General features: G+C 43.9%; 24 protein-coding genes. 18 read left to right on the top strand and 6 right to left on the bottom strand.

Going from position 1 to position 24,921, the window contains the following annotated elements:
• Positions 1 to 236: 236 nt before the first annotated feature.
• On the bottom strand, positions 237 to 1,745 hold the full coding sequence (gene malQ, locus H6G32_RS03820) for a 4-alpha-glucanotransferase (protein WP_190455023.1): 1,509 nt from the start codon (positions 1,743 to 1,745) through the stop codon (positions 237 to 239).
• A 233-nt stretch (positions 1,746 to 1,978) separates the two neighbouring features.
• Here malQ and H6G32_RS03815 point away from each other — a divergent pair, with 233 nt between their 5' ends.
• The 8 genes from H6G32_RS03815 (at position 1,979) to H6G32_RS03780 (ending at position 9,580) form a co-directional block, all read left to right on the top strand.
• A complete protein-coding gene (locus tag H6G32_RS03815; RefSeq protein ID WP_190455020.1) occupies positions 1,979 to 2,410 on the top strand; it encodes an NUDIX domain-containing protein in 432 nt (143 codons plus the stop codon).
• Between the two features lie 161 nt (positions 2,411 to 2,571).
• A complete protein-coding gene (locus H6G32_RS27195) occupies positions 2,572 to 3,759 on the top strand; it encodes a Rid family detoxifying hydrolase (protein WP_190455017.1) in 1,188 nt (395 codons plus the stop codon).
• A 133-nt stretch (positions 3,760 to 3,892) separates the two neighbouring features.
• Positions 3,893 to 4,360: a hypothetical protein gene (locus H6G32_RS03805; protein WP_015210387.1), complete on the top strand. Its 468-nt coding sequence runs from the start codon at positions 3,893 to 3,895 to the stop codon at positions 4,358 to 4,360.
• Positions 4,361 to 4,899: 539 nt separating this feature from the next.
• On the top strand, positions 4,900 to 5,757 hold the full coding sequence (locus tag H6G32_RS03800; RefSeq protein ID WP_242046493.1) for a hypothetical protein: 858 nt from the start codon (positions 4,900 to 4,902) through the stop codon (positions 5,755 to 5,757).
• Positions 5,758 to 6,662: 905 nt separating this feature from the next.
• A complete protein-coding gene (locus tag H6G32_RS03795) occupies positions 6,663 to 7,637 on the top strand; it encodes a phosphate/phosphite/phosphonate ABC transporter substrate-binding protein (protein WP_190455014.1) in 975 nt (324 codons plus the stop codon).
• A 95-nt stretch (positions 7,638 to 7,732) separates the two neighbouring features.
• Complete coding sequence (locus tag H6G32_RS03790) at positions 7,733 to 8,494, top strand: phosphonate ABC transporter ATP-binding protein (protein WP_309232558.1); 762 nt, start codon at positions 7,733 to 7,735, stop codon at positions 8,492 to 8,494.
• Positions 8,491 to 9,285 carry a phosphonate ABC transporter, permease protein PhnE gene (gene phnE / locus H6G32_RS03785; RefSeq protein ID WP_190455011.1) on the top strand — a complete coding sequence of 265 codons (795 nt, stop codon included), beginning with the start codon at positions 8,491 to 8,493 and terminating at the stop codon, positions 9,283 to 9,285. Before H6G32_RS03790 ends, phnE begins: the two co-directional genes overlap by 4 nt.
• 13 nt (positions 9,286 to 9,298) lie before the next feature.
• Entirely contained in the window at positions 9,299 to 9,580 is a 282-nt protein-coding gene (locus tag H6G32_RS03780; RefSeq protein ID WP_190455008.1) for an antibiotic biosynthesis monooxygenase, read from the top strand.
• A 197-nt stretch (positions 9,581 to 9,777) separates the two neighbouring features.
• Here the strand turns inward: H6G32_RS03780 and H6G32_RS03775 are convergent, their stop codons facing one another.
• Positions 9,778 to 10,422: a (2Fe-2S) ferredoxin domain-containing protein gene (locus tag H6G32_RS03775; RefSeq protein ID WP_190455005.1), complete on the bottom strand. Its 645-nt coding sequence runs from the start codon at positions 10,420 to 10,422 to the stop codon at positions 9,778 to 9,780.
• 45 nt (positions 10,423 to 10,467) lie between these two features.
• Positions 10,468 to 10,725, bottom strand: coding sequence for an Asr1405/Asl0597 family protein (locus H6G32_RS03770; protein WP_190455002.1), 258 nt, complete (start codon positions 10,723 to 10,725; stop codon positions 10,468 to 10,470).
• Between the two features lie 396 nt (positions 10,726 to 11,121).
• On the opposite strand from H6G32_RS03770, the gene H6G32_RS03765 reads away from it, so the two are divergent.
• The 7 genes from H6G32_RS03765 to nblB all read left to right on the top strand — a co-directional run bounded on the left by H6G32_RS03765 (position 11,122) and on the right by nblB (position 19,933).
• Positions 11,122 to 11,676: a Dps family protein gene (locus H6G32_RS03765; protein WP_190454999.1), complete on the top strand. Its 555-nt coding sequence runs from the start codon at positions 11,122 to 11,124 to the stop codon at positions 11,674 to 11,676.
• 547 nt (positions 11,677 to 12,223) lie between these two features.
• Complete coding sequence (gene carB / locus H6G32_RS03760) at positions 12,224 to 15,484, top strand: carbamoyl-phosphate synthase large subunit (RefSeq protein WP_190454996.1); 3,261 nt, start codon at positions 12,224 to 12,226, stop codon at positions 15,482 to 15,484.
• A 671-nt stretch (positions 15,485 to 16,155) separates the two neighbouring features.
• Complete coding sequence (locus tag H6G32_RS03755) at positions 16,156 to 17,112, top strand: RNA polymerase sigma factor, RpoD/SigA family (RefSeq protein ID WP_190454993.1); 957 nt, start codon at positions 16,156 to 16,158, stop codon at positions 17,110 to 17,112.
• A 231-nt stretch (positions 17,113 to 17,343) separates the two neighbouring features.
• Complete coding sequence (locus H6G32_RS03750) at positions 17,344 to 17,688, top strand: DUF760 domain-containing protein (protein ID WP_190454990.1); 345 nt, start codon at positions 17,344 to 17,346, stop codon at positions 17,686 to 17,688.
• A 563-nt stretch (positions 17,689 to 18,251) separates the two neighbouring features.
• Positions 18,252 to 18,668, top strand: a complete 417-nt coding sequence (mutT, locus tag H6G32_RS03745; protein WP_190454987.1) for an 8-oxo-dGTP diphosphatase MutT — start codon at positions 18,252 to 18,254, stop codon at positions 18,666 to 18,668.
• 93 nt (positions 18,669 to 18,761) lie between these two features.
• The gene (locus H6G32_RS03740) at positions 18,762 to 19,220 is read left to right on the top strand and encodes a CBS domain-containing protein (protein WP_190454984.1); all 459 of its coding nucleotides are present in this window, start codon (positions 18,762 to 18,764) and stop codon (positions 19,218 to 19,220) included.
• Between the two features lie 50 nt (positions 19,221 to 19,270).
• On the top strand, positions 19,271 to 19,933 hold the full coding sequence (gene nblB / locus H6G32_RS03735) for a phycobilisome degradation protein NblB (RefSeq protein ID WP_190454981.1): 663 nt from the start codon (positions 19,271 to 19,273) through the stop codon (positions 19,931 to 19,933).
• Between the two features lie 30 nt (positions 19,934 to 19,963).
• On the opposite strand, the gene H6G32_RS03730 is transcribed toward nblB, so the two are convergent.
• The 3 genes from H6G32_RS03730 to rpaB form a co-directional block, all read right to left on the bottom strand.
• A complete protein-coding gene (locus tag H6G32_RS03730) occupies positions 19,964 to 20,476 on the bottom strand; it encodes a DUF456 domain-containing protein (protein WP_190454978.1) in 513 nt (170 codons plus the stop codon).
• A 6-nt stretch (positions 20,477 to 20,482) separates the two neighbouring features.
• Complete coding sequence (locus H6G32_RS03725) at positions 20,483 to 21,145, bottom strand: cofactor assembly of complex C subunit B (protein WP_190454975.1); 663 nt, start codon at positions 21,143 to 21,145, stop codon at positions 20,483 to 20,485.
• A gap of 150 nt (positions 21,146 to 21,295) precedes the next feature.
• The gene (gene rpaB, locus H6G32_RS03720; protein ID WP_190455356.1) at positions 21,296 to 22,024 is read right to left on the bottom strand and encodes a response regulator transcription factor RpaB; all 729 of its coding nucleotides are present in this window, start codon (positions 22,022 to 22,024) and stop codon (positions 21,296 to 21,298) included.
• Between the two features lie 170 nt (positions 22,025 to 22,194).
• Here rpaB and radA point away from each other — a divergent pair, with 170 nt between their 5' ends.
• From radA to H6G32_RS03705, 3 genes are all read left to right on the top strand, one after another.
• Positions 22,195 to 23,727, top strand: coding sequence for a DNA repair protein RadA (radA, locus tag H6G32_RS03715; protein WP_190454972.1), 1,533 nt, complete (start codon positions 22,195 to 22,197; stop codon positions 23,725 to 23,727).
• Between the two features lie 29 nt (positions 23,728 to 23,756).
• Positions 23,757 to 24,548, top strand: a complete 792-nt coding sequence (locus H6G32_RS03710) for a Uma2 family endonuclease (protein WP_190454969.1) — start codon at positions 23,757 to 23,759, stop codon at positions 24,546 to 24,548.
• A 62-nt stretch (positions 24,549 to 24,610) separates the two neighbouring features.
• On the top strand, positions 24,611 to 24,889 hold the full coding sequence (locus tag H6G32_RS03705; protein WP_242046491.1) for a type II toxin-antitoxin system HicB family antitoxin: 279 nt from the start codon (positions 24,611 to 24,613) through the stop codon (positions 24,887 to 24,889).
• Positions 24,890 to 24,921: the final 32 nt, after the last annotated feature.

The raw sequence follows: 24,921 nt of genomic DNA, 5'->3' as shown, positions 1-24,921 counted from the left end.
CAAGAAAGATGGCGTTGGGCTACAGCGTTTAAGTCTACTGAGGGATAACCGCTCCCATGCTCCCGTTGAAGTAGAAAGTAAAGTCTAGCTTTGTCTAGGTTTTATATAGCAGTGTTGTAGTGAGTGCGGGGCGTAGCCCATGCTGAGTATGGAGTATGGAGTATGGAGTGCTGAGTGCTAAGAAGGAATTCCTTTTGAGACTTAGAACTCAGGACTCGTTACTCAGGACTCGTTACTCAGGACTGTCTAGGGGCACGTCCAAAGACTGTGGTGAGAATTTTTAAGCGATCGCCTAATTCCTCAGTTAAAACTGCCGCTTGATAGCGCCAACCCCAGTTACCCTCAGCGGTACCGGGAAAATTCATTCGCGCTTGGTTCCCCAATCCCAACACATCTTGTAAAGGAATAATTGCCTGATTCGCTATGGAATTCAAAGCCAGTCGGATTAAATCCCAGTGAATGCCTTCAGGACTGATACAACCCAAATAAAGCCATAAATTTCGCCTTTCCCAATCACTAGCTGTGTTGTACCAGCCCACGGTTGTGTCATTATCGTGAGTGCCAGTATAAACTACAGCATTGCGCGAGTAGTTGAATGGTAAAAACGGATTACCGGGATCAGAACCAAAAGCAAACTGCAAAACTTTCATCCCCGGAAATTCAAACTTATCTCGCAGCGCTTCCACTTCAGGGGTAATCACCCCTAAATCTTCCGCCAAAATCGGTAGTTTGCCCAATTTCTGTTTAATAACTTCAAAAAAAGCATCCCCAGGCGCTTCAATCCATTCGCCATTGATCGCTGTTTCTTCCCCTTGGGGTACAGACCAATAAGCCTCAAATCCCCGGAAGTGGTCAATGCGAATAATATCTACATAATCCAGCATCGCTTCAAAGCGTTGCACCCACCATTTAAAGTCTTGTTTTTGCAATTCCTCCCAGTTATAAACTGGGTTGCCCCACAATTGACCTGTGGCGCTAAAGTAATCTGGTGGCACTCCCGCCATTTGGGCAGCTTCTCCCGTCTCTTCATCTAGACAAAAAATATCGGGATGAGACCAAACATCAGCACTATCATGAGCTACGTAAATAGGTATATCACCAATGATTTCTATACCGCGCATATTGGCATAACTCTTAAGTGCTGACCACTGGCGGAAGAACTCATACTGGACGAACTTGTAATAAAAAATCTGCTCAGTTAGCTGTTGTTGTGCCAAATCTAAAGCCGCTGGTTTGCGCTTGGCAAGTTCTGGCTTCCAGGTATGCCAGCTAGCACCGTTATGGGCATCTTTAAGCGCCATAAACAAGGCATAATTATCTAGCCAATAGGCTTTGCTATCACAAAAACCCTCAAACTGTTTCTGCTGAATAGCTGTCGCCTGAGTTTTAAAGTTCTCGCTAGCTTTTTTTAGCAGATTAATCTTGATTGGGACAACTTGCTCAAAATCTACTTGTTCTGTCGGAAATCCAGGCAAATGAGCAAAATCTTCTTTAACTAGCAAACCTTCATCCAGCAGCTTTTCTGGGCTAATCAGCAGGGGATTTCCCGCCATTGCTGAGTAGCACATATAAGGAGAATTACCGTACCCAGTGGGGCCTAAGGGTAAAACTTGCCAATATTGCTGGTAACTCTGTTGAAGAAAATCAATAAAACTATAAGCTTCTAAACCTAAATCACCAATGCCAAATCGACTGGGAAAGGAACTCGGATGTAGCAGAATGCCACTGGATCTGGGAAAGGGCATAAATAACCTAAACTCTAACAAGAAGCGATCCCATCGAATTTATCATGGTAAGGCCAGCTTTGAAACTTGTCGAAAGGGTGAGAGGTTAACGGGGTGATGGGTAGAGGGGGTGATGGGGCGCCGGGGTGAATAATTCCTCACCAATGACTAATGACCAATGACCAATGACCAATGACCAATGACTAATGACTAATGACTAATGACTAATGACCAATGACTAATGACTCATAACTATGACTTACAGAAATCCTGCGCCGACGGTTGATATCATCATCGAATTAGTTGACCGACCACATCGACCAATAGTGTTAATTGAGCGACACAATGAACCGTTCGGTTGGGCGCTTCCCGGTGGTTTTGTAGATTATGGGGAAGCGGTGGAGGTGGCTGCACGGCGAGAAGCTGAGGAAGAAACGGGTTTGCAGGTAGAGTTAGTTGAACAGTTGCTGGTGTATTCTGACCCTAGTCGCGATCGCAGGCAGCATACAATTAGTATTGTGTTTTTGGCTACAGCTATGGGTGAGCCTTTAGCGGGGGATGATGCTAAGGGTGTGGGGATTTTTGAGTCTTGGTGTGTTCCTGGTAATTTGTGTTTTGACCACGATCGCATTTTGCGCGATTATTGGCGATATCGGCATTATGGGATTCGTCCGAGGTTGGGGTAACGAACCGCAAAGGACGCAAAGAGCGCGTTCGCGAAGCGTCTCGAAGAGAAGGAAGAGGGGAGAAGGGAAGAAGGGAGAAGAGAAGGAAAAGGGGTGAAGGGAGAAATACCTGTGGCGCAAAATCTGGGTTTATACTGCGTAAGGGTATTTAATGGTGCTTTATGGACGCTAAAACGCTTTTGGAGAAATACGCCGCTGGGGAACGTAAATTTCATTCAGTACACTTGGGAGGGGTAGAACTCAAAAGTGCAGAGCTAAGTGAGATAGACCTATATAATTCAAATTTGAATGGAGCCGATTTAAGTGACGCAATCCTAATAAAAGCGAAACTTAATCATGTTGTTCTTACTAGAGCCTGTCTGAAAGATGCTGATTTGCGTTTGATAGAGGGGTCTTCAATAAATCTCAGCTGGGCAGACCTCAACAGTGCTTGGTTTATTGGAGCAAACTTGAGTAATGCCAATTTGAGTAATGCCAGCATATATCAGGCAAATTTGAATAGAATTAACCTGGATAGTGCAAATCTAACTGGGGCAAACTTAGCAGAAACAGACTTGACTCAGGCAAACCTCACTAGTGCATCACTCCAAAATGCCAATCTCCAAAAAGCTAAATTTCGAGGAGCAAATTTAGATAAATGTAATTTGTCAGGGGTAAATTTAGCTGAAGCAGATTTAGTTGGTGTCTTCTTGGGAAATGTAACCCTTAGAAATGCCTGTCTGCAAGGAGCAAATCTAGAAAGAGCTTGTCTTGAAAATGCAAACTTGATGAATGCAAATCTCGATGGTGCAAAATTGAGAAGGGCTGATCTAACTGGTGCAAATATTTACGGTGCAACCTTTGAAAATGCTGACCTGACTGGTGCGATAATGCCTGATGGAGAAGTTTATAAACTAACTTCTACCTCTTGGGAATTCAATCAGCAAGAAGCACCGTTAAACAAAGTGGTATCTATGACTAATAAAGTTATCCGCACTGATAAAGCACCTGCACCGGTTGGGCCATATAATCAAGCAATTCTGGCTACTGGTCAAATGTTGTTTGTGGCTGGGCAAATTGCGATTGACCCCCGGTTGGGTGATGTTCTCTACACCGATGATGTGGTAAAGCAAACTGAGCAAGTAATGGCTAATCTGGAAGCTATCTTGACAGAAGCTGGTGCAACTTTTGAAGATGTGGTGAAAACTACTGTATTTTTAGCTGATATGAATGATTTCGCCGCTGTGAATGCGGTTTATGGTAAATATTTCTCGGAAGATACCGCCCCGGCGCGTGCTTGTGTTCAGGTGTCGCGGTTGCCTAAAAATGTGCTGGTGGAGATTGATTGTATTGCGGTAATTGCTGGTTAAACTCGTGAACAACAAGATCCCCGACTTCTCTAAGAAGTCGGGGATCTGAGCTTTTTGGATCTAAGCTTGTTGTGCGATCGCTATTCCTGCTTTGGGAACACTGAGTATTAATGACTTACCAAGATTTACCAACATGGCTGAAAATCGCATTAATGCTACTCTTTCCCCCGCAGACCGAGAAGCGGTATTAAAGGCTGTAGCTACCATCAAGGAAAAGTTACCGTTTTTAATCGACCTGTCAAAAGACGAGCGCATCGCTTTACCCAAGCTAGGTGATAAGAGTCGGGCGTTTGTGGTTAAAGCCTTGGAAGTAGCCACACAAAACCCAGATATTTTACCTAGATATTTCGATGTTGACGAAATGCGTCGGGATGTGGAACTTTTTGAGGCTTTATATCCCATAGTGCTATCACTCTCCCAGCTACAAGCATTAATTGATGATACTTGTTTAGCTGCTGGTAGTGAAGCTTATGTCGCTGCACTAACTGTTTATAACTACGCCAAAGTCAGCGGTAACACCCAAGGTTTAGACGCTGCACTTGATGAATTAGGGCGCAGATTTGCCCGTAAAACCAAGAAACCAGAGGCTCCAGCCCCATAAATCCTGCTAAGAATGTAGAGACGTTACATGTAACGTCTCTACATTGTGTATTGTAGGCAACCGAGAACCGCTATAGTCTGTACCTCACCCTTCTGAGAACCCCCATTAATTAGCCTAAAAGATGGAAATTTATAGCTTTGAGCTTAAATGTTGAAGGTAAAAGCTCGACATCCCAAGCTCAAAGCTTCATTTTTCGAGCTTCAAGCTCAAAGTTTTATGCTTTAGGCTCAAAGTTCCAAGCTTTAGGGTGAAAGTTCCGAGCCTTTGAGGTCAAAGTTTCCAGCTTTAAGCTCGAAGTTTCAAGCTTTAGGCTCCAAATTTCCAGCTTTAGGCTGCAAGTTTCGAGCCTTTGAGGTCAAAGTTTTATGCTTTAGGCTCAAAGTTCCAAGCTTTAAGCTCAAAGTTTCAAGCTTTAGGGTGAAAGTTTACAGCTTTAGGGTGGAACTTCCAAGCTTTAGGGTATTACAGGTGCTTACATTGAAGATTGGGGTATTACCAGAGGGACTAAGCTGCATGGAGTGAGATGTGAATATATCTTTATGCACCTTCCCACCAAAGAACACCCCGACCCCCTCCGCAAACCAGATAATAACGAAGAGGTATTCGCGGATAGAGATTTTGCTGACTTTATTAAGCCAATTTTTGACACCCTCGACCTTTACCACAATCAAGAGATTGACCCCCGTGCTATTGCTATTGCTTTCAAAAAGCTGGTAAAAAGCAATCCCGAAGCGGAGTTAGAAATTATCGCAATGGAGAAACGGGGCGAAGATAAATTCTTGCTGAGAGCGAAAACCGCCGTAGGTAGAGATAAATCTCAACTGAGTGCCGAATATTTTGATGATTATAATCAAATTAAAGTTTTAAACCAAAGTCAGCAATTATTGCTGGTGGAAAAAGATAATCGCATTCGTAGTTTAGAAACTATGATCACGACTGCAATTCAGCAGCCGAAGTTTTATTCACAAGGAGATAATAACGTGTCTGATATTAGCGGTATTAATATTCAAGGTAGTAGTAATGTCAGCGGTGTTGCTGGCGGTGGTTCTGTTGCTAATCTGGGAACTATCAGCCGTAATGTGAGTATTGCTATCAATGATTTACCCGATTCACCAGATGTAGATAAGCCAGGAATAAAAAAATTATTAACGCAGTTGCAAGAAGCAATTTCCCAGTCTTCAGATTTGTCAGCAGACGACAAAGCCGAAGCATTATCACAGGTGCAAAATTTAGCAGAAGCAGGGAAAAGTCCTCAAGAAGCAACTAAACAAAAGACTGCAAAAACAGCTATCACTATGTTGAAGGGTTTATTTATAGGTTTGCCTACTGTTGCTAAGTTGGTGGAAGAGGCTAACAAATTATTACCTGCGATAGCTAACTTATTCGGTTTAGGATAATTGATATTCAAATTCAACCACAAAAGCTTCTAAAATCGGTGGTTTATCTTCTAAAACCTCTTTACCAAATATTTCTATATAGCGAGCGGTTTGCAGTTGAATCCAATACAGACCTAACCCCCAACCCCAACAACCTCTCCCTAACCCTCCCCTACGAGGGGAGGGGAAAGGAAAAGCTTTTATTGCTGGGAATGGGAGCAAACCTCAAAGCCTCTCCCCTGCAAGGGGAGAGGAATGGAAGCGAGGTCAAAGTGTATTGCATAAAAAAAAACGACAACCGCTATATGGCATCAAATAGCTGTTTTAACGTCAACTAAATCTTCTTCATAAGTGTCCCCTTAACCCAACAAAGTCGCTGAAATGTTGGGTTTCGTTCCAGTCAGGGAATTTTTGTCCGTTGGAAGCGATCGCATAATTCCTAGTTTAGCCAACAGGATTCGGTGAAGCATATTTAACCCTCCCCTGCAAAAAAGCAGATACCCCCAATCCACGCCAGTTCGCACAACGGGGGGAACCCCCGCAAGCGACTGGCTCCCCTTAAAAAGCTACCGTGTACACACAAGTTATCCAATTACCCAAAAATCTTGAAAAACCTCACCCTGTCCTGACGGACATCCCTCTCCTTCACAAGGAGAGGGACAGGTTGTGCATAGCAGAACCAGGGTGAGGTTTTGTTTCCTCGGTTATTTCAACCATAAATTGCATTGAGAGAGACTTGTGTGTTCACCGTAGTCTTAACAAGAGGGGCAAAAGTTGATTCATTGCCCATTTTCTTAAAGGGGTTAGAGGGAGCAATTACACACATAATATTGACTTTTGTACCTAAAAGTTCTAGATTCATTTATCGAACTAGTTGCAAGTAATTTGCAAAAATATTGATAATACTTCCTAATGGAGACCGACAAATGAGTGTGAGTAAAAAAGGCTTGTTGGGTGCTGGCGCGGCATTGGTGGCGCTTACGGGTTTAGCTATCAGCACGTTGGGGGGAATGCCAGGAGCGATTGCAAATCCTAATGCCAATCAACAGGCACCACGCTTAATTGCCCAAAGGTTAAAAACCTTAACAATAGTTTTTCCTAGTCGGGCTGATTCTACGGATGTGCAAAATAAAGCCAATGCTATAGGCAGACTTTTGTCGAAAGAGTTGGGAATACCAGTGAAAGCGCAAATAGGTGATGACACCGCTGCTGTAGAAGCCTTGAGAGCAAATCGGGCTGATGTAGCTTTTTTGAGCAGCCGTCCGGCGTTGAAAGCTGAACAATTGGCAAAGGCCCGCTTGTATCTAGCTGAAGTCCGGGAAAATTACTCTGGTAGATATACTTATAACTCAGTCTTTGTTGTTCCCAACAAGAGCAACCTGAAAACTAAAAATACAGCCAAAGCTACCCTTGAACAACTGCGGGGCAAAAAAATGGCTTTTACTTCCCCGACATCCGGTTCAGGGTTTATTTTCCCTATCAGTGAGTTGGTAAAACAGGGATTTGTTCCTAATCGCGATCGCCTGGAAAGTTTCTTTAGTCAAATTTCCTACGGTGGTAATTACAGCAAAGCCTTGCAAGCAGTGGTGCGCGGTCAGGCAGATGTGGCTGTAGTATCAGAATATGCCCTCTTCCCACCGTATATTACAGCAGAAGAAAAGAGTCAGTTACGGATACTGCATAAAATCTCAGGTGTCCCCGCTCACGGTATCGCGATTGATGATGATGTGCCAGTAGTTGACCGAGAAAAAATTATTAACGCCCTACTCAAGTTAAATCAGTCACAAAACAATCAACTGCTACGCAACTTATACAACTCCACAGAATTGGTGAGAGTAGATCATACCCGTCATCTAGCACCCGTCCGGGACGCCCTCCAACGTGCCGGCATCGATCCATAATCAGTTCGTAGTAAGCACGCTCTGTGCTTATAGTTAATTGAATTAAGCACGCTCTGTGCTTACTACAAACATTTTTCTACCCAATCCTTAAGTGCGTGAAACAGATTGAATGTCACAACTTAGAGACGGCTTATGTTGCATCTCTAAATCGTCCCATCCTGAAGGAGATTAATTGCCAGATTAATCCTGGTGAGTTTGTTGTTTTGCTGGGACTTAATGGTGCGGGTAAGTCTAGCTTGCTGCGATCGCTTGTTGGGTTGGTACCATTGGTAAAAGGAGAGATTCACATCAATGGTTTGAAGATGTCTCCCCAAACGTTACCGCAAATTCGCCGAGAAATTGGCATGTTATTTCAGGGAGGCGGACTAATTCGCCAATTATCAGCACTGGATAACGTTTTATGTGGTCGTTTGGGTATCAGAACAACGAGACAAACCCTGTTTGGATTTCCCCAACGCGATCGCCTCTTAGCATTACAGTTACTAGAAGATTTGGGTTTAAAAGAGCAAACGCATCAAAAAACCAGTCAACTCAGCGGTGGACAACAACAACGGGTGGCGATCGCACGTGCTTTAATTCAATCACCACAAATTCTCTTAGCCGATGAACCGATCACCGGTTTAGATGTCGTCGCTTCCCAACAAGTAATGCAGACTTTAGCAGAACTCAACACCCAGCAAGGCTTAACTATAGTCACAGTTTTGCATGATTTGGGAATAGCCGCCGAATATGCCCAGCGTGCGATCGTCCTAGATGCCGGACGGATAGTTTATGACGGAAAGTGCGAAAACCTGCAATCTCAATTTGCCCAAATTTTGAGTTTAGAGGACAAAATCCCCATTAGGAAAGAATCATGAGTTACTTTTTCAATTCCCCACACCTACGCCGCTTCCCCTGGGTGATTCCTCTACTCATCTTCCTAATTATTGTTGGGGTTTATACTTGGGCAATACAAGGTTTACAAGTCGACTTTGAAGTGCTTCGTTCTAGCTGGCCTTACATCACCGACTTTATCTCCCGGTTATTTCCCCCCGATTGGCGAGTTTTAGATATAGCAATTAAGGCATTAATTGAAACCGTGCAGATGTCTCTTTGGGGAACTACCATCGGGGCAATTATTTCTCTCCCCATTGCCGTTGCTAGCGCCAACAATGTTGCACCACGTTGGCTGCAATGGTTAGCGAATTTGCTGCAAAACGCCGTGCGTTCCGTCCCCTCGATTATTTTAGGACTAATTTTCGTCGCCGCCACCGGTTTAGGCGCACCCGCAGGCACTTTAGCCTTGGGAATCTACACCATTGGCTACCTGGCTAAATTTTATCAACAAGCAATTGAAGCTGTTGAACCGCGTTCTCTGGAATCTTTAAAAGTTATCGGTGCATCCCGGTTACAAATTGCCCAATACGGCATTGTCCCCCAAGTTCTACCCCTCGGATTGGGTTATACCTTGTGGATGTTTGAGTACAATATCCGTGCTGCTTCCGTGCTGGGTGTAGTCGGAGCCGGTGGTATCGGCTTTCAGTTAAAAAGTTATATAGATGGTTTTGAATATACTAAAGCCACAACCATGATGCTGGTGCTGTTGGTAGTAGTTACGTTAATTGATGGCTTCAGTAGCCAATTACGTCGTCGGCTCGATTCTATGTAATATGGAGGTAAAAATGCAATATGTGCTCATAATTCATGAAGTTAAGGATTATGAAGCTTGGAAAAAAGTATTTGATAATGCTGCCAGCATCCGAAAAGAAGCTGGTGAGAGAATCTATCAGGTCTTAAAATATGAAAATGAACCCAATAAAATAGTTCATTTCTCGGCTTGGACATCAATAGTAGATGCAAGAGCATTCTTTGAGTCGCCTGAACTGGTGAGAATTAGAGAAGAAGCGGGAGTTAAGGCTCCTGAGTTTATATATCTTGATCAATTAGCGTCAGGTGAATTGTAAAAACTTAACTATAGGGTCAAAATGTATTGCACCCCATAGAGCTTAAGCTGGACTATGCCCACTCAACTATAAGAAAATTTACATTAATTCAGCCATAATTAAAACTCTTGCAAATAGATTGCAAGAGCTAAGATCCTGTGTTGAAAGAATCAGCTGATAAATTTCTGAGCTAATTATTCTCATTAAATATTCAAAATTTAAGTAGTAGTTTCGGCTAAAGTTGCCATATTTATTGCTAAGTCCTGACTCTTGTCAGCAAAGTGCTGATCCATAATTGCCGAGACTTGTGGCCCTTGAATCCGGCTGTAGCGGGTTTTGTCTGGCATCACTAAGTTAGGCCCTGCTTTGCAGTTTTTCATACAGCCAGTACCCTTGATGGTGACTTGATCTTCTAAACCGCGATCGCTTAAAGCCGCCTCTAACGCCTGGCAAACCCCTTTACCACCGCGTTTCATGCAATCTGACTTTTGACACACCAAAATAGTCGCTTTAGCCTTAGCTGACTTTGCCTTAACATCATTGACTGATGGTAGTTGCTGTGGTGGGGTAATGGTCTTAGCTTCAGTCAAGTGTCCCCGTGCCGCCATCACACGTTCAGCTTTTAGTGTTACCTGACCATCTTTCGGGTCGTACTTTTTTGTACCTACCACTTGCAGCCAAGTGCCTCGCGGTAAGCGCAAATCAAAAGCGACCCGTAAATGTTTAGCTAATTTAACATAGAATTCTCCTTCAGCAGTCCCCAACAGCAAGCCTTTGAGCTTATAGCCGTCTTTGATCACAAAATCGAGAAATCTGCCCTCAATGCAGAATTCTGCTACTTCATTCATCTGGTATATACTCATGTTTTTTGACCTGTTTTTGGATGAATACAAGCTATAAGTAGTTGATTAGAACTTTCGGTAGCGACTTCGCCAGCTATGCTCAAGAGTCCCAATTAGGTCTTGACGACAGGCTGTGAATTGCCGCATCACGCTCCAAAGTTGAACAGCTGCTATGGGATTACCAACTTCAACCCGCAATGGCTGGTTAGCTTCACACCAACAGGGAATATCTAGCTCCTGTAGACGTTGATAGACTTGCCAGCGGTCTGCCCAGTTCACCTCAACAATTTGCTTTATTTCTGTTTCTGAACTAGACGATTTCAAAACAATTGCCCTCAAAATGCAACATATTTGCAGTAATTACCGCCCTTTGACACCCTATTTTTAGAACATTGCGGGAGTTTAGGCTCTTCAATTAAGATACCTTAAGTGCAAATTATTATCAATAAGTTAGCAAAAAAAATTAATTCTGGCAACCACTCTATCTTTTTATTTCCTACTTATGAGGTATGCATATTTTTGCTTATATATCAAGGATAGTAGTGGAGAAACACGGCTGGACTTGGCTTTCATCACCCCAGGAAAAAGTAAACTTGAGATTTGCCGCAGTCAAAAAGCCAACAGTGTGTGAAATTGAATAGGCTTGCATTTCTTTTTTAAATGTTAATATATAGAGAATAAGCAGTTAAAAATGATAACTGCTAAAAAGAGAGGGGAACCATGTCTGATACGCAAACTATATTACAAAAGTTCGGTCAGGTTTATGACAATCCTGTTTTGCTGGATCACAGCGTAACTGCCCCAGTGGTCGAAGGATTTAATGTCGTACTAGCTAGTTTTCAGGCACTGTACTTGCAGTACCAAAAGCATCATTTTGTAGTTGAAGGTGCAGAGTTTTACTCTCTGCATCAGTTTTTTAACGAAAGCTACGAAGAAGTCCAAGGTCACATCCATGATATTGGAGAGCGTTTAAATGGACTGGGTGGTGTGCCAGCTGCTAGTTTTAGTAAATTAGCAGAATTATGCTGTTTTGAACCAGAAGCTGATGGGGCATACTCTTCCCGCAAGATGGTAGAAAATGACCTGGTAGCAGAACAAGCTTTAATTGGTGTAATTCGCCGTCAAGCCGCTCAGGCAGAGAGTTTGGGCGACCGTGGTACACGCTATTTATACGAAAAAATTCTGTTAAAAACTGAGGAGCGGGCATACCATTTGGCTCACTTCCTCGCCAAAGACAGCTTAACCTTGGGATTTGTTCAAGCTGCTCAAAACTAATTTTTTCATAATCTAGATTGATTTGCTCTAGATTAAATAAAAAGTTGGGCAGTAGCTTTTAAAGGACGATAAAAAATGGCGGAGATTGGTATCTATACCTGCTCTGCCATTTTTAGCATATAGATAGATATTTAATTGCTATAAATTATTAATTAGCTAGTTCAGAAATATTTTGATTTATCCCTATATTTTAGATGAATGAATAGAGAGAGATGCATATATATATGTGCAATATAAAAGTTGCCGATTTTGCCTACCGTCCGCCAAGTAAATAAAAATTATTTGCAATAAACTACAAACTATCTCTGACCGTTATTTAATAAAATTTAGACAGATAAAAATTAAAAATTGAAAATAATTAAATTGAGGATTGGGGAAAAGAGGCAAAGGCGAGGAATTTATTCCCTATTCCCCCCTATTGCCCCCATGTCCTCTTTTCCCCTCTCTATCGTCAAAACCAGGAAAACTGGATAATAAACAGTATGAGGAGGGATAAAGACCCTTAAAATGATCAGGATTTGTATTCTCCTACTCCAAGGCAACGACTATGCCCCGCCGTGATGACCTCCGGAAAATTCTGCTGTTAGGCTCTGGCCCAATTGTGATTGGACAAGCTTGTGAGTTTGACTACTCTGGCACTCAAGCCTGTAAAGCGCTGCGAGAAGAAGGGTATGAAGTAGTGTTGGTTAACTCCAATCCTGCGACTATTATGACCGACCCAGAAACGGCCGATCGCACTTATATTGAGCCGTTAATCCCGGAACTAGTCGAAAAAGTGATCGCCAAAGAACGGCCTGACGCCTTATTACCAACGATGGGAGGGCAAACCGCCCTCAACCTGGCTGTAGCTTTAGCAAAAAATGGTGTTTTAGATAAATACAACGTTGAGTTAATTGGCGCTAAACTACCGGCGATTGAAAAAGCCGAAGACAGAAAACTGTTTAACGAAGCGATGGCAAAAATTGGGGTAGCGGTATGTCCTAGTGGCACAGCCTCAACTTTAGAAGAAGCAAAAGCGATCGCCCGCCAAATTGGCACATATCCCCTAATTATCCGTCCTGCCTTCACCATGGGGGGCACAGGCGGTGGTATTGCCTATAACCAAGAAGAATTTGAAGAAATGGCTCAGGTAGGTATCGATGCCAGTCCTGTTTCTCAAATTCTCATCGACCAATCCCTACTCGGTTGGAAAGAATACGAGTTGGAAGTGATGCGCGACTTGGCAGATAACGTTGTCATTATCTGCTCTATAGAAAACATTGACCCGATGGGTATCCATACCGGCGATTCTATCACCGTCGCACCCGCTCAAACCCTCACCGACAAGGAATACCAGCGGCTGCGGGATATGGCAATTAAAATCATCCGCGAAATTGGCGTAGAAACTGGCGGTTCTAATATCCAGTTTGCCGTTAATCCCGTTAATGGGGATGTAGTGGTCATTGAAATGAACCCTCGTGTATCTCGCAGTTCCGCTTTATCTTCTAAAGCTACGGGTTTCCCCATTGCCAAGATAGCGGCCAAGCTAGCTGTCGGCTACACCTTGAATGAATTGCAAAATGACATCACCAAGCAAACCCCAGCATCTTTTGAGCCGACAATTGACTATGTGGTGACAAAAATTCCCCGCTTTGCTTTTGAAAAGTTTCCTGGTTCTGAAGCAGTGCTGACAACGCAAATGAAGTCAGTCGGAGAAGCGATGGCTATTGGGCGGACATTTAACGAATCCTTCCAAAAGGCCCTGCGTTCTCTGGAAACTGGCCGCGCTGGCTGGGGTTGCGACAAAGCGGAAAAATTACCCAGTGGTGAACAAATTCGCGCCCAGTTGCGGACACCTAATCCCGATCGCATTTTTGCTGTGCGTCATGCGATGCAAAGCGGCATCAGTATTGAGGAAATCTACGAACTCACCGCTATCGACCGTTGGTTTTTAGATAAAATGCAGCATCTGCTGGAGGTGGAGAAGTTCCTGAAACGGACGCCTTTAAAGCAGTTAACAAAAGAGCAAATGTATGCAGTCAAGCAAGATGGCTATAGCGATCGCCAAATTGCCTATGCTACCAAAACCCATGAAGACGAAGTTAGAGCCTACCGCAAACAGCTAGAAGTCGTCCCGGTTTACAAAACTGTGGATACCTGCGCTGCTGAATTTGAGGCCTTTACCCCTTATTACTATTCCACCTACGAAGCAGAAACAGAGGTCTTACCCACTACCAAGCCAAAGGTGATGATTTTGGGTGGTGGCCCCAACCGCATCGGCCAGGGAATTGAGTTTGATTATTGTTGTTGTCACGCTGCTTATGCCTTGAAGGAAGCGGGGTATGAGACGATTATGGTCAACTCCAACCCGGAGACAGTCTCCACAGACTATGACACTAGCGATCGCCTTTACTTTGAGCCGTTGACAAAGGAAGATGTCCTCAACATCATCGAAGCGGAAAATCCTGTTGGGATAATCGTCCAGTTTGGCGGACAAACACCATTAAAGTTAGCTATCCCGCTTCAGGAGTTTCTCACAACTCAAAAATCAGGAATCCAAACTCAAATTTGGGGAACTTCGCCAGATTCTATCGATATGGCAGAAAACCGGGAACGGTTTGAAAAGATTCTCAAACAGTTGAATATTTCCCAACCGCCCAATGGCATGGCTCGGAGTTACGAAGATTCCCTAATTGTCGCCAAACGCATTGGTTATCCGGTGGTGGTGCGTCCTAGCTATGTGCTGGGGGGAAGGGCGATGGAAATCGTCTATTCTGATGCTGAGTTAGAGCGCTACATGACCTTTGCGGTGCTAGTAGAACCAGATCATCCAATTCTCATTGACAAATTTTTGGAAAATGCCATTGAAGTCGATGTAGATGCGATCGCCGATCACACTGGCAGAGTTGTGATTGGTGGTATTATGGAACACATTGAACAAGCAGGGATTCATTCGGGAGACTCCGCTTGCTCTTTACCGTCTATTTCCCTCCCGCCAGCAGTTCTCAATCAAATTCGTACTTGGACAGTCCAATTAGCACAGGCTCTTTCGGTTGTGGGGCTGATGAATATTCAATTTGCCGTGATTGGTGCCAGCAGCTATTCTCCCCAAGTTTACATTTTGGAAGCCAACCCCCGCGCCTCGCGCACTGTACCCTTTGTTTCTAAAGCAACGGGGGTACAACTGGCAAAACTAGCATCCTTAGTCATGTCGGGTAAAACCTTAGAGGAGTTGAACTTCACTGAGGAAGTCATCCCCATTCACATTGCTGTTAAAGAAGCAGTATTGCCTTTTAATAAATTCCCCGGTACTGATACCATTCTCGGACCGGAAATGCGCTCAACTGGTGAAGTGATGGGCATTGATAGCGACTTCGGCCGCGCCTTCGCCAAGGCAGAATTGGGTGCTGGAGAGCGTTTACCCCTCAAAGGCACAGTGTTTGTGTCAATGAGCGATCGCGATAAAACTGCTGCGGTGGCTGTCGTCAAGGAGTTTATCGATTTAGGCTTTACTGTAATGGCTACTTTTGGTACACGTCTCGTCCTTCAAGAACAGGGCTTAAACATTGAGTCAGTACTCAAACTTCATGAAGGCCGCCCCAATGTCATTGATGCCATCAAAAACCAAAAAATCCAACTGATTATCAACACACCTTCCGGGGAAGAAGCCCAGACTGATGCCAGGTTAATCCGCCGCACAGCCTTAGCTTACAAACTTCCCATGATTACTACCATCGCAGGAGCAAGAGCCACCGTCGCCGCTATCCGTTCTTTACAAACTACGACTCTGGAAGTAAAAGCTATCCAAGATTACGGCAAAACTCTTTAGTGGGCAATAGGGGTAATGGGTAATGGGTAATGGGTAATGGGTAATGGGTAATGGGTAATGGGTAATGGGTAATGGGTAATGGGTAATGGGTAATGGGTAATGGGTAATGGGTAATGGGTAATGGGTAATAAATTCCTCGCCTTTGCCTTTTCTCCCCAATCCCCAATCCCTAATCCCCAATCCCCAATCCCCAATCCTCACCAAAAATTAAGCAATTGTTATAAGAGAATCATTATAGTTATCATTGAGATATTTTAACAAATATGAGGAAGATTATTTCCTCCTTAGAGAATTTATGAAAGTGGCTCCTAGACTGCCTTGAGTCAAACGGCAGCACTATACGACTTCCAAGAGCCACAAAATTTCTATCTGACTGGTAGTCAAATTCTTCTCATAAATGTTACAATTATTAATGATAGGAAAATACAAAAAATGTTACTTACACTACCTTTTATCTAACTGTAGATACTTGTAAAAACAGAGAAATAACTGTAACGTCTAGCAGTTAAGAGAGCTTGAATTTGATGAATTATGAGCAGCAAAGGACTTTATTGGGCGCGTAAGTTGCAAACCATAGTATGGGTTCCCAGTCAGACTGGGTAGCACCCTCCCAAGGCATTTATTAGTTAATGACCCTACTAGAAAAACCATCATTACCAAAGAGTAGCGCCATGAAGACCGCTCAGACAGCCACAGACCTCGTGCGGACTTATCTGCGTGAGATCGGCCGTGTGCCACTTCTAACCCATGAAGAGGAAATTTTTTATGGTAAACAGGTGCAACGAGCCACAGCATTGCACGAGGTAAGGGAATTTCTTGCTACCCAGTTAGGTCGTCAACCGAACCTAGAAGAATGGGCAGCAGCCACAAAGCTAGAACCAGCAGAGTTGAACGATGCGATCGCTGATGGGGAAATTGCCAAGCGCAAGATGGTAGAAGCTAATTTGCGACTGGTTGTATCCGTAGCCAAAAAGTACATTAAGCGCAATGTCGATTTACTCGACTTGATCCAAGAAGGTAGCATTGGGATGCAACGGGGCGTGGAAAAATTTGACCCCACAAAAGGTTATAGGTTTTCTACCTATGCCTACTGGTGGATTCGCCAAGCCATCACCCGTGCGATCGCCGAAAAAGCCCGCACCATTCGGCTGCCTATTCATATTACCGAAAAATTAAATAAAATTAAAAAGGCACAGCGCCAATTATCCCAGCAACTAGGACGCGCCCCAACAGCTTCGGAACTAGCTCAAGAATTAGAATTGACCCCGAAGCAGGTACGAGAGTACCTAGAGAAGGCACGGCTGCCCCTATCCCTAGATTTGCGCCTAGGAGACAACTACGACACCGAACTCGGAGAAATGTTAGAAGACCCAGGCGCTTCTCCAGAAGAGTTTGTCATGCAATCTTCCCTATCCTATGACTTAGGACGCCTAATGGCAGAACTCACTCCACAACAGAAGGAAGTGATTACACTGCGCTTTGGGTTAATCGATGGTCAAGCTTTGACTCTCGCCAAAATTGGTGAAATTCTCAACATCAGCCGCGAACGAGTCCGGCAAATCGAGCGGGAAGCCTTAACCAAACTTCGCAAATCTAAAGCCAACATGGATGAATATTTGGCCAGTTAGTCAAAAGTCCCTAGTCATTAGTCATTAGTAGCCAATGACCAATGACTAATGACTAATTAGGTGAGAAAATACCCTGCTTTTGGTACGGTTACACCGACTACTAGGAAAGAAATAGCCTGTTACATTAGTTGATATGAACGCCTATTAGTCAACTAAGCCAAATACCAAATAGGTGTTTATGATTCCAGTCGTAAACTCCACAGTTATAAGTGGTAGTACAGGAGGCAAAGCGTGAGTAACCCATCCAATCGAGTTTCCGAATTTTTTAATAGTGAGTCCGAAACTAGCAATTTACTTTGGCATTACGTTAAATCCTTAAGTCCAGAGACAGTCACCCAACTATCTAAACCCACTTCAGGAGAAGTTTTTCAGGTAATGGAACGGAATATCATGGGACTATTGGGGAACCTGCCTCCAGAACACTTTGGCGTTACCATTACTACCAGTCGAGAAAGTCTAGGTCGGATGTTAGCCTCAGCTATGATTAGTGGTTACTTCTTGCGTAACGCAGAACAGAGAATGACCTTTGACATTGCTTTACAAGGGACTGAAGCTAACAATAGCGAAGGTGAATAATAGTGCGGAATTTAGGAATCGCGGCGGCGCAATTCAAAAATACTCCTCTGCGAAATCCTCCCACTATACCTTAGATCAGTCCCTAATTGTCAGCTAGGCATTAACCAAGTTTTAATAAAAACGTCCAAAATTACGAAATTTATTGATTGGAGATAGTGCCGACACTTCCAGGAAGAAATAGGAAGAAAAAGCGGGCAATTGTTAGTAATTGTTAGCATTTTTGGAGCGGCGCAACTACCAAAGTCAACCCTAGCCCCGAATTTATAAAATTGGTAATAAATACAAACTCGGTAGAGATCAAGCCTGCCGAGTTTTGTGATTAAGTAAGTATGCAAAAAGAAATCAAGTTTATTTTAAGTAAAGTAACAAATGCTGAAATTAGCTCGTAGTGAGGGCTTTAGCCCTCTCTATCTCCTGTGGTCGACGCTCCGCGGTAAGCGCAGCTATGCCCGCTTTCTCTTTACAAAGTAGGGCTGAGAGCCGCTTACTACAAACCTTTAATTATTTACGTTGCTCTACTTAGTTATTTATGATTAATTATTTTTTATCTTCTTCGATCAACCATGAATGAAACCAGTTCTTTCCTACCCCATAAAATCATTGGCGTTGCTGTAATTTGGAATGACCAAAAGCAAATTTTAATTGATCGCCGTCGTCCAGAAGGGGCAATGGGCGGTTTGTGGGAATTTCCTGGGGGTAAAATCGAGCCTGGTGAAACGATTCTAGAGTGTATACAGCGAGAAATTGATGAAGAATTGGGTATAGCGATTGAAGTGGGAGAACATCTAATCACTATTGATCATACCTATACACACCTGCGCGTTACCCTAATGGTGCATCACTGCCGATATCTGGCAGGTGTTCCCCAAGCGCTCGAATGTGACGAAATTCGCTGGGTAAACTTGGAAGAATTGGAGCAGTTTACTTTCCCCAAGGCGAATTTTCAAATTATCGCCGCGTTGAGGCAGTGTTTGGACTAGTCCACAAGTAACGATGTATTAACTGCATACGGTTACGACCCGCAATTTTCTACAATGATGCCAGAGACTTAGATCAAAGGTGTCAGAAAACAAATGTCTAAAACTGTTGCCGAGGTGATGACTCATGAGCCGCTTGTCGTCCGGCGTGAAACTCCGCTAAAAGAAGCGATCCAAACTCTTGCAGAACGCCGTATCAGCGGTTTGCTTGTTGTGGATGATGACGGTAAATTGGTTGGTATTATATCAGAAACAGACTTGATGTGGCAAGAAACTGGTGTAACTCCGCCAGCATACATCATGTTTTTGGATAGTGTCATCTATTTACAAAATCCCGCTACTTATGAACGTGATTTGCATAAGGCACTGGGGCAAACTGTTGGGGAAGTAATGAGTAAAAATCCCATCACTATTTCCCCTGATCAGACTTTAAGGGAAGCTGCCAAGCTGATGCACGATCGCAGTATTCACCGTCTGCCAGTACTTGACAGCGCGGGTCAGGTAATTGGTATTCTCACTCGTGGTGACATTATTCGCTCAATGGCTGCGGAGTAGTCATTGGTCAAGAGCTTGAACGAAATACATTTAAAACATAGGATAATTAAATGAGTATTACTCCTGAGTCTGTGAAGCAATTGCTGAGTTCTGAGGATTTGGGCGATCGCTTGCGTGCAGTGAATCAAATCCGGGATTTGGAAAGTGCGATCGCCTTTGAACTGCTTCAACTTGCTATGGGTGATAGTAATTCCCGTGTTCGCTACTCAGCGGTGAGTCAAATGGATACACTGGGAACCCAGAATTTAGAGTTATCCTTGAATCTATTACGGGCTTTGTTGAAAGATCCCGAACCTGATGTTCAAGCAGCAGCCGCAGACTGTTTGGGTGCTTTGAAACTACACGCAGCTTTTGAAGACTTGCAGGAGCTTTACCATACAACCCCTGAGTGGTTGGTACAATTCAGCATCATCGCTACATTGGGAGAGTTGGGTGATCCGCGAGGTTTTGCACTTCTCAAACTAGCCCTTGCTTCAGATAATGAGTTAATCCAAACTGCTGCTATTAGTTCTTTGGGTGAATTGGGAAATTTAGAAGCGATTCCCCTGTTGCTTCCTTTTGCGACTAATTCAGATTGGCAAGTCCGTTACAGAGTTGTCCAAGCTTTGAGTCGTTTGGGTGGTGCTGATGCTAAGTCTATTTTAGAAACTTTGGTGAATGATGAAATAGAAGCGATCGCTAATGAGGCGAAAAAATCTTTACAGTTAGTTTAGCAAAAGACATTTCTGGCAATGGGGTGTTTTTCAATAAACCTGGGACCAAGTGGTGAAAATAAAAACTGTCACAGCAGCAACGGCTAAAATACCTTGAAGTAAATTCCCTACCACCGTTCCTACAGTAATTCCGATGCCGGCTTTCACAGCTAACCCTAAATCACGACGGTAAAGGAACTCACCGACAATTGCTCCTAAAAGCGGGCCGAATAAAATTCCTAAAAGCGGCCCACCAAAAGGCAGAGTTGGCAATAATCCGAAAAATCCCAGCAGCAAACCGACAACTGCACCAATTTGTCCCCATTTGCTAGCACCTGCTTGTTTTGCTCCTATGTACCCAGCTAAAAAATCAACTCCCATACTCAGGAGTAAGACAATAATTGTCACAATTAGGGGAATCTTAATAGCCGAGAAGGAACTACTGACGATTCCCCAGATGATAATGGCAATTAAAATTAAACTGCTGCCGGGGATAGCTGGAACTACAGCACCGATGATACCCACAACCATGAGGGCAATCAATAGCCAATAAATAATTTGCATAAAGTTTTAAGTTTCCGAATCAGCTAGCATATTGCAACTGAGGGTTACTGCTAATTTATCAGCAATTCCTGCAATCCAGTTTTCGTCTTGTTTGGTGTAACTACGAGGTGCATTAGCTGCCAAAATCAGGACACCTTGGTTGCCAATTGGTTGACAAATTACACCTTGTGTATTTTCTGGCAAATAATCAAACTCAATTGCACCGGGATAAACTTTCAGAGCTACTAAATAAATCGGCTTTTGTGTTTCCAGTACCCGTTTTAAGATGGCTCCTGGTACAATTTCTGATTTATTAGCCAGAATACCGCGACGCAACAAAACTTTGCCTTGATAGTAAACTATCAGCGATCGCGTGACTGTATTAGTCAATAATAAATGCGATGCCCAGGCTAGTTCTGTTTTCACGGTTTCTGGCAAATCTGGTGCGAGGACAAAACCTTCTTTCCCAATTAGTTCTACAGTATCAGGCGATCGCGGTTGTACTTGCTGCCAAATTAAACCAGTCAAAATTAACACCGCACTCAAAATCACACCTAGCACATCCCCCCGTGCTTGGGATTCTGTAAGTTCCGGTGTTAATAAACGGTTGATCAGCAACAGTACAGCGCCTAACCCCCCGACTACTAGGGGTAGACGCCGCAAAACTCGATTCGGATCAGGTTTTGTCATTAGTCATTGGTCAAACAGGTCATTAGTCATTGGTGAGCCAGTGCGCAGAACAGGGGGTTTCCCCCATGAGCAACTGGCGAACCCGAAGGGTCAAACAGGTCATTAGTCATTAGTCATTAGACTAAGACTATTGACTTTTGGATACTGCTCTTATTCCTCTCCTGGTTCAATTATCCGTTGAAAAAGATAACCAGTACCTCTGGCGGTGAGAATTAATTCTGGGTTGCTGGGGTCGTCTTCTAATTTTGCCCGTAAACGAGAGATATGCACGTCTACGACGCGAGTATCTACGTGGCGTTCTGGCGTGTATCCCCAAACTTCCTGCAAAATTTCCGAACGGGAAAAAGCTTCTCCAGAACGGCTCACTAATAACTCTAGCAAGCTAAACTCCATCCCCGTCAGGCGAATGCGCTCATCGCCTTTGTAGACTTGTCGCTTATTCGTATCGATTTTGATATTCCCGACATGAATCACCCCAGAACTGGGGATACCAGAAGCACCGGTTTTATCTACCCGTCGTAATACTGAGCGAATACGGGCTTCTAGCTCTTTGGGAGAAAATGGTTTAACTACATAGTCGTCAGCGCCCAATTCCAACCCGGTGATGCGATCGGCTACATCACCCAAGGCTGTTAGCATGATGATAGGGACATCTGATTCTTTGCGTAATTCTTGACAGACACCGTAGCCATCTAGCTTTGGCATCATTACATCCAAAACCACTAAATCAGGTTCTGTTTTGCGAAAAATTTCCAAAGCTTCTTCCCCGTCGCCAGCCGTCACTACATCGTAGCCAATCATGGAAAGGCGCGTTTCCAAAATCCGGCGAATGCTGGCTTCGTCGTCTACCACCAGGATTTTTTCTTTATGGCTTTCCAAGTTTTTCAACGCTCCCTAACTAAAATTTTTCATGATTAATTTTTAATACCATAATATTAAGATATCATTCCATCTATCAATTTGGAAAAGGCTATAACTACTACTATTATTAGATTTTAGTCTTTTCCGGAAAATAATCAAAGATTAAGATTATTTAACAAGATTTAATAATGGCAAAATCTAAAACTATTTTCATTTGTAACGATTGTGGGGCAGAGTCTGCCCAATGGGTTGGGAAGTGTTCAGAATGTGGCACTTATGGCTCTTTAGTAGAGCAAACGCCTGCCCCTTATGCTGTAGATACGCCCGGTCGTGGGGGGGTAGGTAGCTGGCACGCTGCCCAAACTAATGCCAAATCATCTAGTAAACCAGCTAAACCACGTGCTTCTCTGACTTTCGATCAAATTAGCGATCGCCAAATTGCCCGTTGGGAATCTGGTTATGGAGAATTAGATCGGGTGCTGGGCGGTGGGGTTGTCCCCGGTTCTATGGTACTAATTGGCGGCGATCCGGGAATTGGTAAATCTACCCTGCTGTTACAGGTATCAAATCAGCTAGCGCAGAGATACCGTATTCTCTATGTAACTGGCGAAGAATCAGGACAACAGGTAAAATTACGCGCTTCTCGTTTGGGAGTATCAAAACCTGTAAATGTGGTTGGTGAAGGAGATGTGGCAGTAGGGGTTGATGCCACAATTCCTGTAGATCCTGACAGTATAGGTGCAGATTTGTATGTATTGCCAGAAACTGATTTAGAAGAAATTTTGCGGGAAATAGACTCTCTAAAGCCAAATGTGGCAGTGATTGATAGTATCCAAACCGTGTTTTTTCCGGCGTTAACATCTGCACCGGGTTCAGTAGCGCAAGTACGGGAATGTACAGCAGCACTGATGAAGGTGGCAAAGCACGAAGATGTCACCATGCTAATTGTCGGACATGTCACCAAAGAAGGTGCGATCGCCGGGCCGAAAGTTTTAGAACATTTAGTAGATACAGTATTGTATTTTGAAGGCGATCGCTTTGCCTCCCATCGGTTATTAAGAACAGTCAAAAACCGCTTTGGGGCAACTCACGAAATTGGTATCTTTGAAATGGTAGCGGAAGGACTGCGGGAAGTTGCTAATCCTTCAGAGTTATTTTTAGGCAACCGCGATGATCCCGCCCCTGGTACTGCCATTGTAGTGGCTTGCGAAGGTACTCGTCCGATAGTTGTAGAGTTACAAGCTTTGGTAAGTCCCACCAGTTACCCTTCTCCCCGTCGTGCGGGTACTGGCGTGGATTATAACCGCTTGGTGCAAATTCTCGCCGTGTTAGAAAAACGGGTGGGAATACCCATGTCAAAATTGGATTCTTACGTTGCTTCCGCCGGCGGTTTGAATGTGGAAGAACCAGCGGTAGATTTAGGAATAGCGATCGCCATTGTTGCCAGTTTTCGCGATCGCATCGTTGATCCCGGTACCGTGTTAATTGGGGAAGTTGGCTTAGGGGGACAAGTGCGATCGGTTTCCCAAATGGAACTGAGATTGAAAGAAGCAGCCAAATTAGGATTCACAAGAGCGATCGTTCCCAAAGGAACAAAATTCCCAGACCTAAACATCGAGATTTTACCAGTATCCAAAGTAATAGATGCGATTATCGCCGCCATCCCCCATCAAGAAATCACAGCAGAAGATTTAGAATCCGACGACGATAACGAAGAGTAATTTTACCCCCTACCCAAGGAAAACCCACCATGACAGTTACCCAAGACTACCAAATCACTTGGGAAAAACTACCCGATGATTACATCCTCCCAGATGAACCAGTGGACAACATCAACCAACCAGCCTTAGCCGCCGCCCTCACAGAAAGTCTACAAATAGCAGGCAAACTTCCACCCAACGCCCTCACACCAACTAATTACGGCATCTGCGCCACCTTAAACGGCAAAATTGTCATTAAAGCACCTGATTGGGCGTATATCCCCAAAATTAGCGTAGATAGAGAAGAAGTCAAGCGCAGTTACACCCCCCAGCTACAAGGAGACATCCCCGTAATTGTCATGGAATTCCTTTCTGACACCGAAGGCGGGGAATATTCGATCAAACCCACCTACCCACCAGGTAAATGGTTTTTTTATGAAAATGTCTTAAAAGTCCCTAACTATGCCATCTTTGAACCCGATAGCGGCAACATAGAAGTTTATCGCCTAGACAATAATACAGGCAGGTACATTGTCCAAACCGCCAACGACAACCAGCGTTATTTGATAGCAGAAATGAATCTTTACCTGGGTGTCTGGTTAGGTACTCGTGAAAACCGCACAGGAAAATGGTTGCGGTGGTGGGATGAACAAGGAAACCTACTACTTTGGGGTTCAGAATTAGCCGAAGAAGAACGACAACGCGCTGAACAAGAAAAACAACGCGCTGAACAAGAAAAACAACGTGCTGAACAAGAACGACAACGCGCTGAACAAGAAAAACAACGCGCTGAAAGACTAGCAGCACAATTGCGAGCAGCGGGGATTGAGCCAGATAATTAAAAGTAAGGTGGGTTACCCTGTTGCTAACCCACCATCTACTTCTTTAAGCAAGCGAACAAGATATGAAACAAATCAAAATTATTGTCGAAAAACACTCTGATGGTTATGTTGCCTATCCGCTGGGGATCAAAGGAGCTATAGTTTGTCAGGGCGATACCTATGAAGAAGCTGTAGCAGATATCAAATCAGCTATTCGCTGCTACATCGAGGTATTTGGCAAAGAAATGCTAGAAAATGAGTCACCAGTAATAGAAGCCTTTGTGACATACTCCACACACTCCCCTTCGGGTGAGTGTGGGCTTCTCAACGACTCCTCTATGAGGACATTGATTGAGCTTTGAGGGCGTGTGTCCCACGCGCCTTTATGTTAATA

Origin of the sequence: Cylindrospermum sp. FACHB-282, from assembly GCF_014697195.1 — a bacterium.
Lineage (GTDB): Bacteria > Cyanobacteriota > Cyanobacteriia > Cyanobacteriales > Nostocaceae > Cylindrospermum.
This window is presented reverse-complemented; position numbering and strand designations above follow the sequence as displayed.

Bases quoted from the DNA above. Each gene is read 5' to 3' on its own strand.
- H6G32_RS03805 (WP_015210387.1), top strand. From the start codon at position 3,893: ATGGCTGAAAATCGCATTAATGCTACTCTTTCCCCCGCAGACCGAGAA.
- carB (WP_190454996.1), top strand. From the start codon at position 12,224: ATGCCCCGCCGTGATGACCTCCGGAAAATTCTGCTGTTAGGCTCTGGC.
- malQ (WP_190455023.1), bottom strand. From the start codon at position 1,745: ATGCCCTTTCCCAGATCCAGTGGCATTCTGCTACATCCGAGTTCCTTT.
- H6G32_RS27195 (WP_190455017.1), top strand. From the start codon at position 2,572: ATGGACGCTAAAACGCTTTTGGAGAAATACGCCGCTGGGGAACGTAAA.
- H6G32_RS03780 (WP_190455008.1), top strand. From the start codon at position 9,299: ATGCAATATGTGCTCATAATTCATGAAGTTAAGGATTATGAAGCTTGG.
- H6G32_RS03765 (WP_190454999.1), top strand. From the start codon at position 11,122: ATGTCTGATACGCAAACTATATTACAAAAGTTCGGTCAGGTTTATGAC.
- H6G32_RS03730 (WP_190454978.1), bottom strand. From the start codon at position 20,476: ATGCAAATTATTTATTGGCTATTGATTGCCCTCATGGTTGTGGGTATC.
- H6G32_RS03725 (WP_190454975.1), bottom strand. From the start codon at position 21,145: ATGACAAAACCTGATCCGAATCGAGTTTTGCGGCGTCTACCCCTAGTA.
- H6G32_RS03795 (WP_190455014.1), top strand. From the start codon at position 6,663: ATGAGTGTGAGTAAAAAAGGCTTGTTGGGTGCTGGCGCGGCATTGGTG.
- H6G32_RS03755 (WP_190454993.1), top strand. From the start codon at position 16,156: ATGAAGACCGCTCAGACAGCCACAGACCTCGTGCGGACTTATCTGCGT.
- H6G32_RS03775 (WP_190455005.1), bottom strand. From the start codon at position 10,422: ATGAGTATATACCAGATGAATGAAGTAGCAGAATTCTGCATTGAGGGC.
- H6G32_RS03800 (WP_242046493.1), top strand. From the start codon at position 4,900: ATGCACCTTCCCACCAAAGAACACCCCGACCCCCTCCGCAAACCAGAT.
- H6G32_RS03705 (WP_242046491.1), top strand. From the start codon at position 24,611: ATGAAACAAATCAAAATTATTGTCGAAAAACACTCTGATGGTTATGTT.
- H6G32_RS03710 (WP_190454969.1), top strand. From the start codon at position 23,757: ATGACAGTTACCCAAGACTACCAAATCACTTGGGAAAAACTACCCGAT.
- nblB (WP_190454981.1), top strand. From the start codon at position 19,271: ATGAGTATTACTCCTGAGTCTGTGAAGCAATTGCTGAGTTCTGAGGAT.
- H6G32_RS03740 (WP_190454984.1), top strand. From the start codon at position 18,762: ATGTCTAAAACTGTTGCCGAGGTGATGACTCATGAGCCGCTTGTCGTC.
- radA (WP_190454972.1), top strand. From the start codon at position 22,195: ATGGCAAAATCTAAAACTATTTTCATTTGTAACGATTGTGGGGCAGAG.
- mutT (WP_190454987.1), top strand. From the start codon at position 18,252: ATGAATGAAACCAGTTCTTTCCTACCCCATAAAATCATTGGCGTTGCT.
- phnE (WP_190455011.1), top strand. From the start codon at position 8,491: ATGAGTTACTTTTTCAATTCCCCACACCTACGCCGCTTCCCCTGGGTG.
- H6G32_RS03815 (WP_190455020.1), top strand. From the start codon at position 1,979: ATGACTTACAGAAATCCTGCGCCGACGGTTGATATCATCATCGAATTA.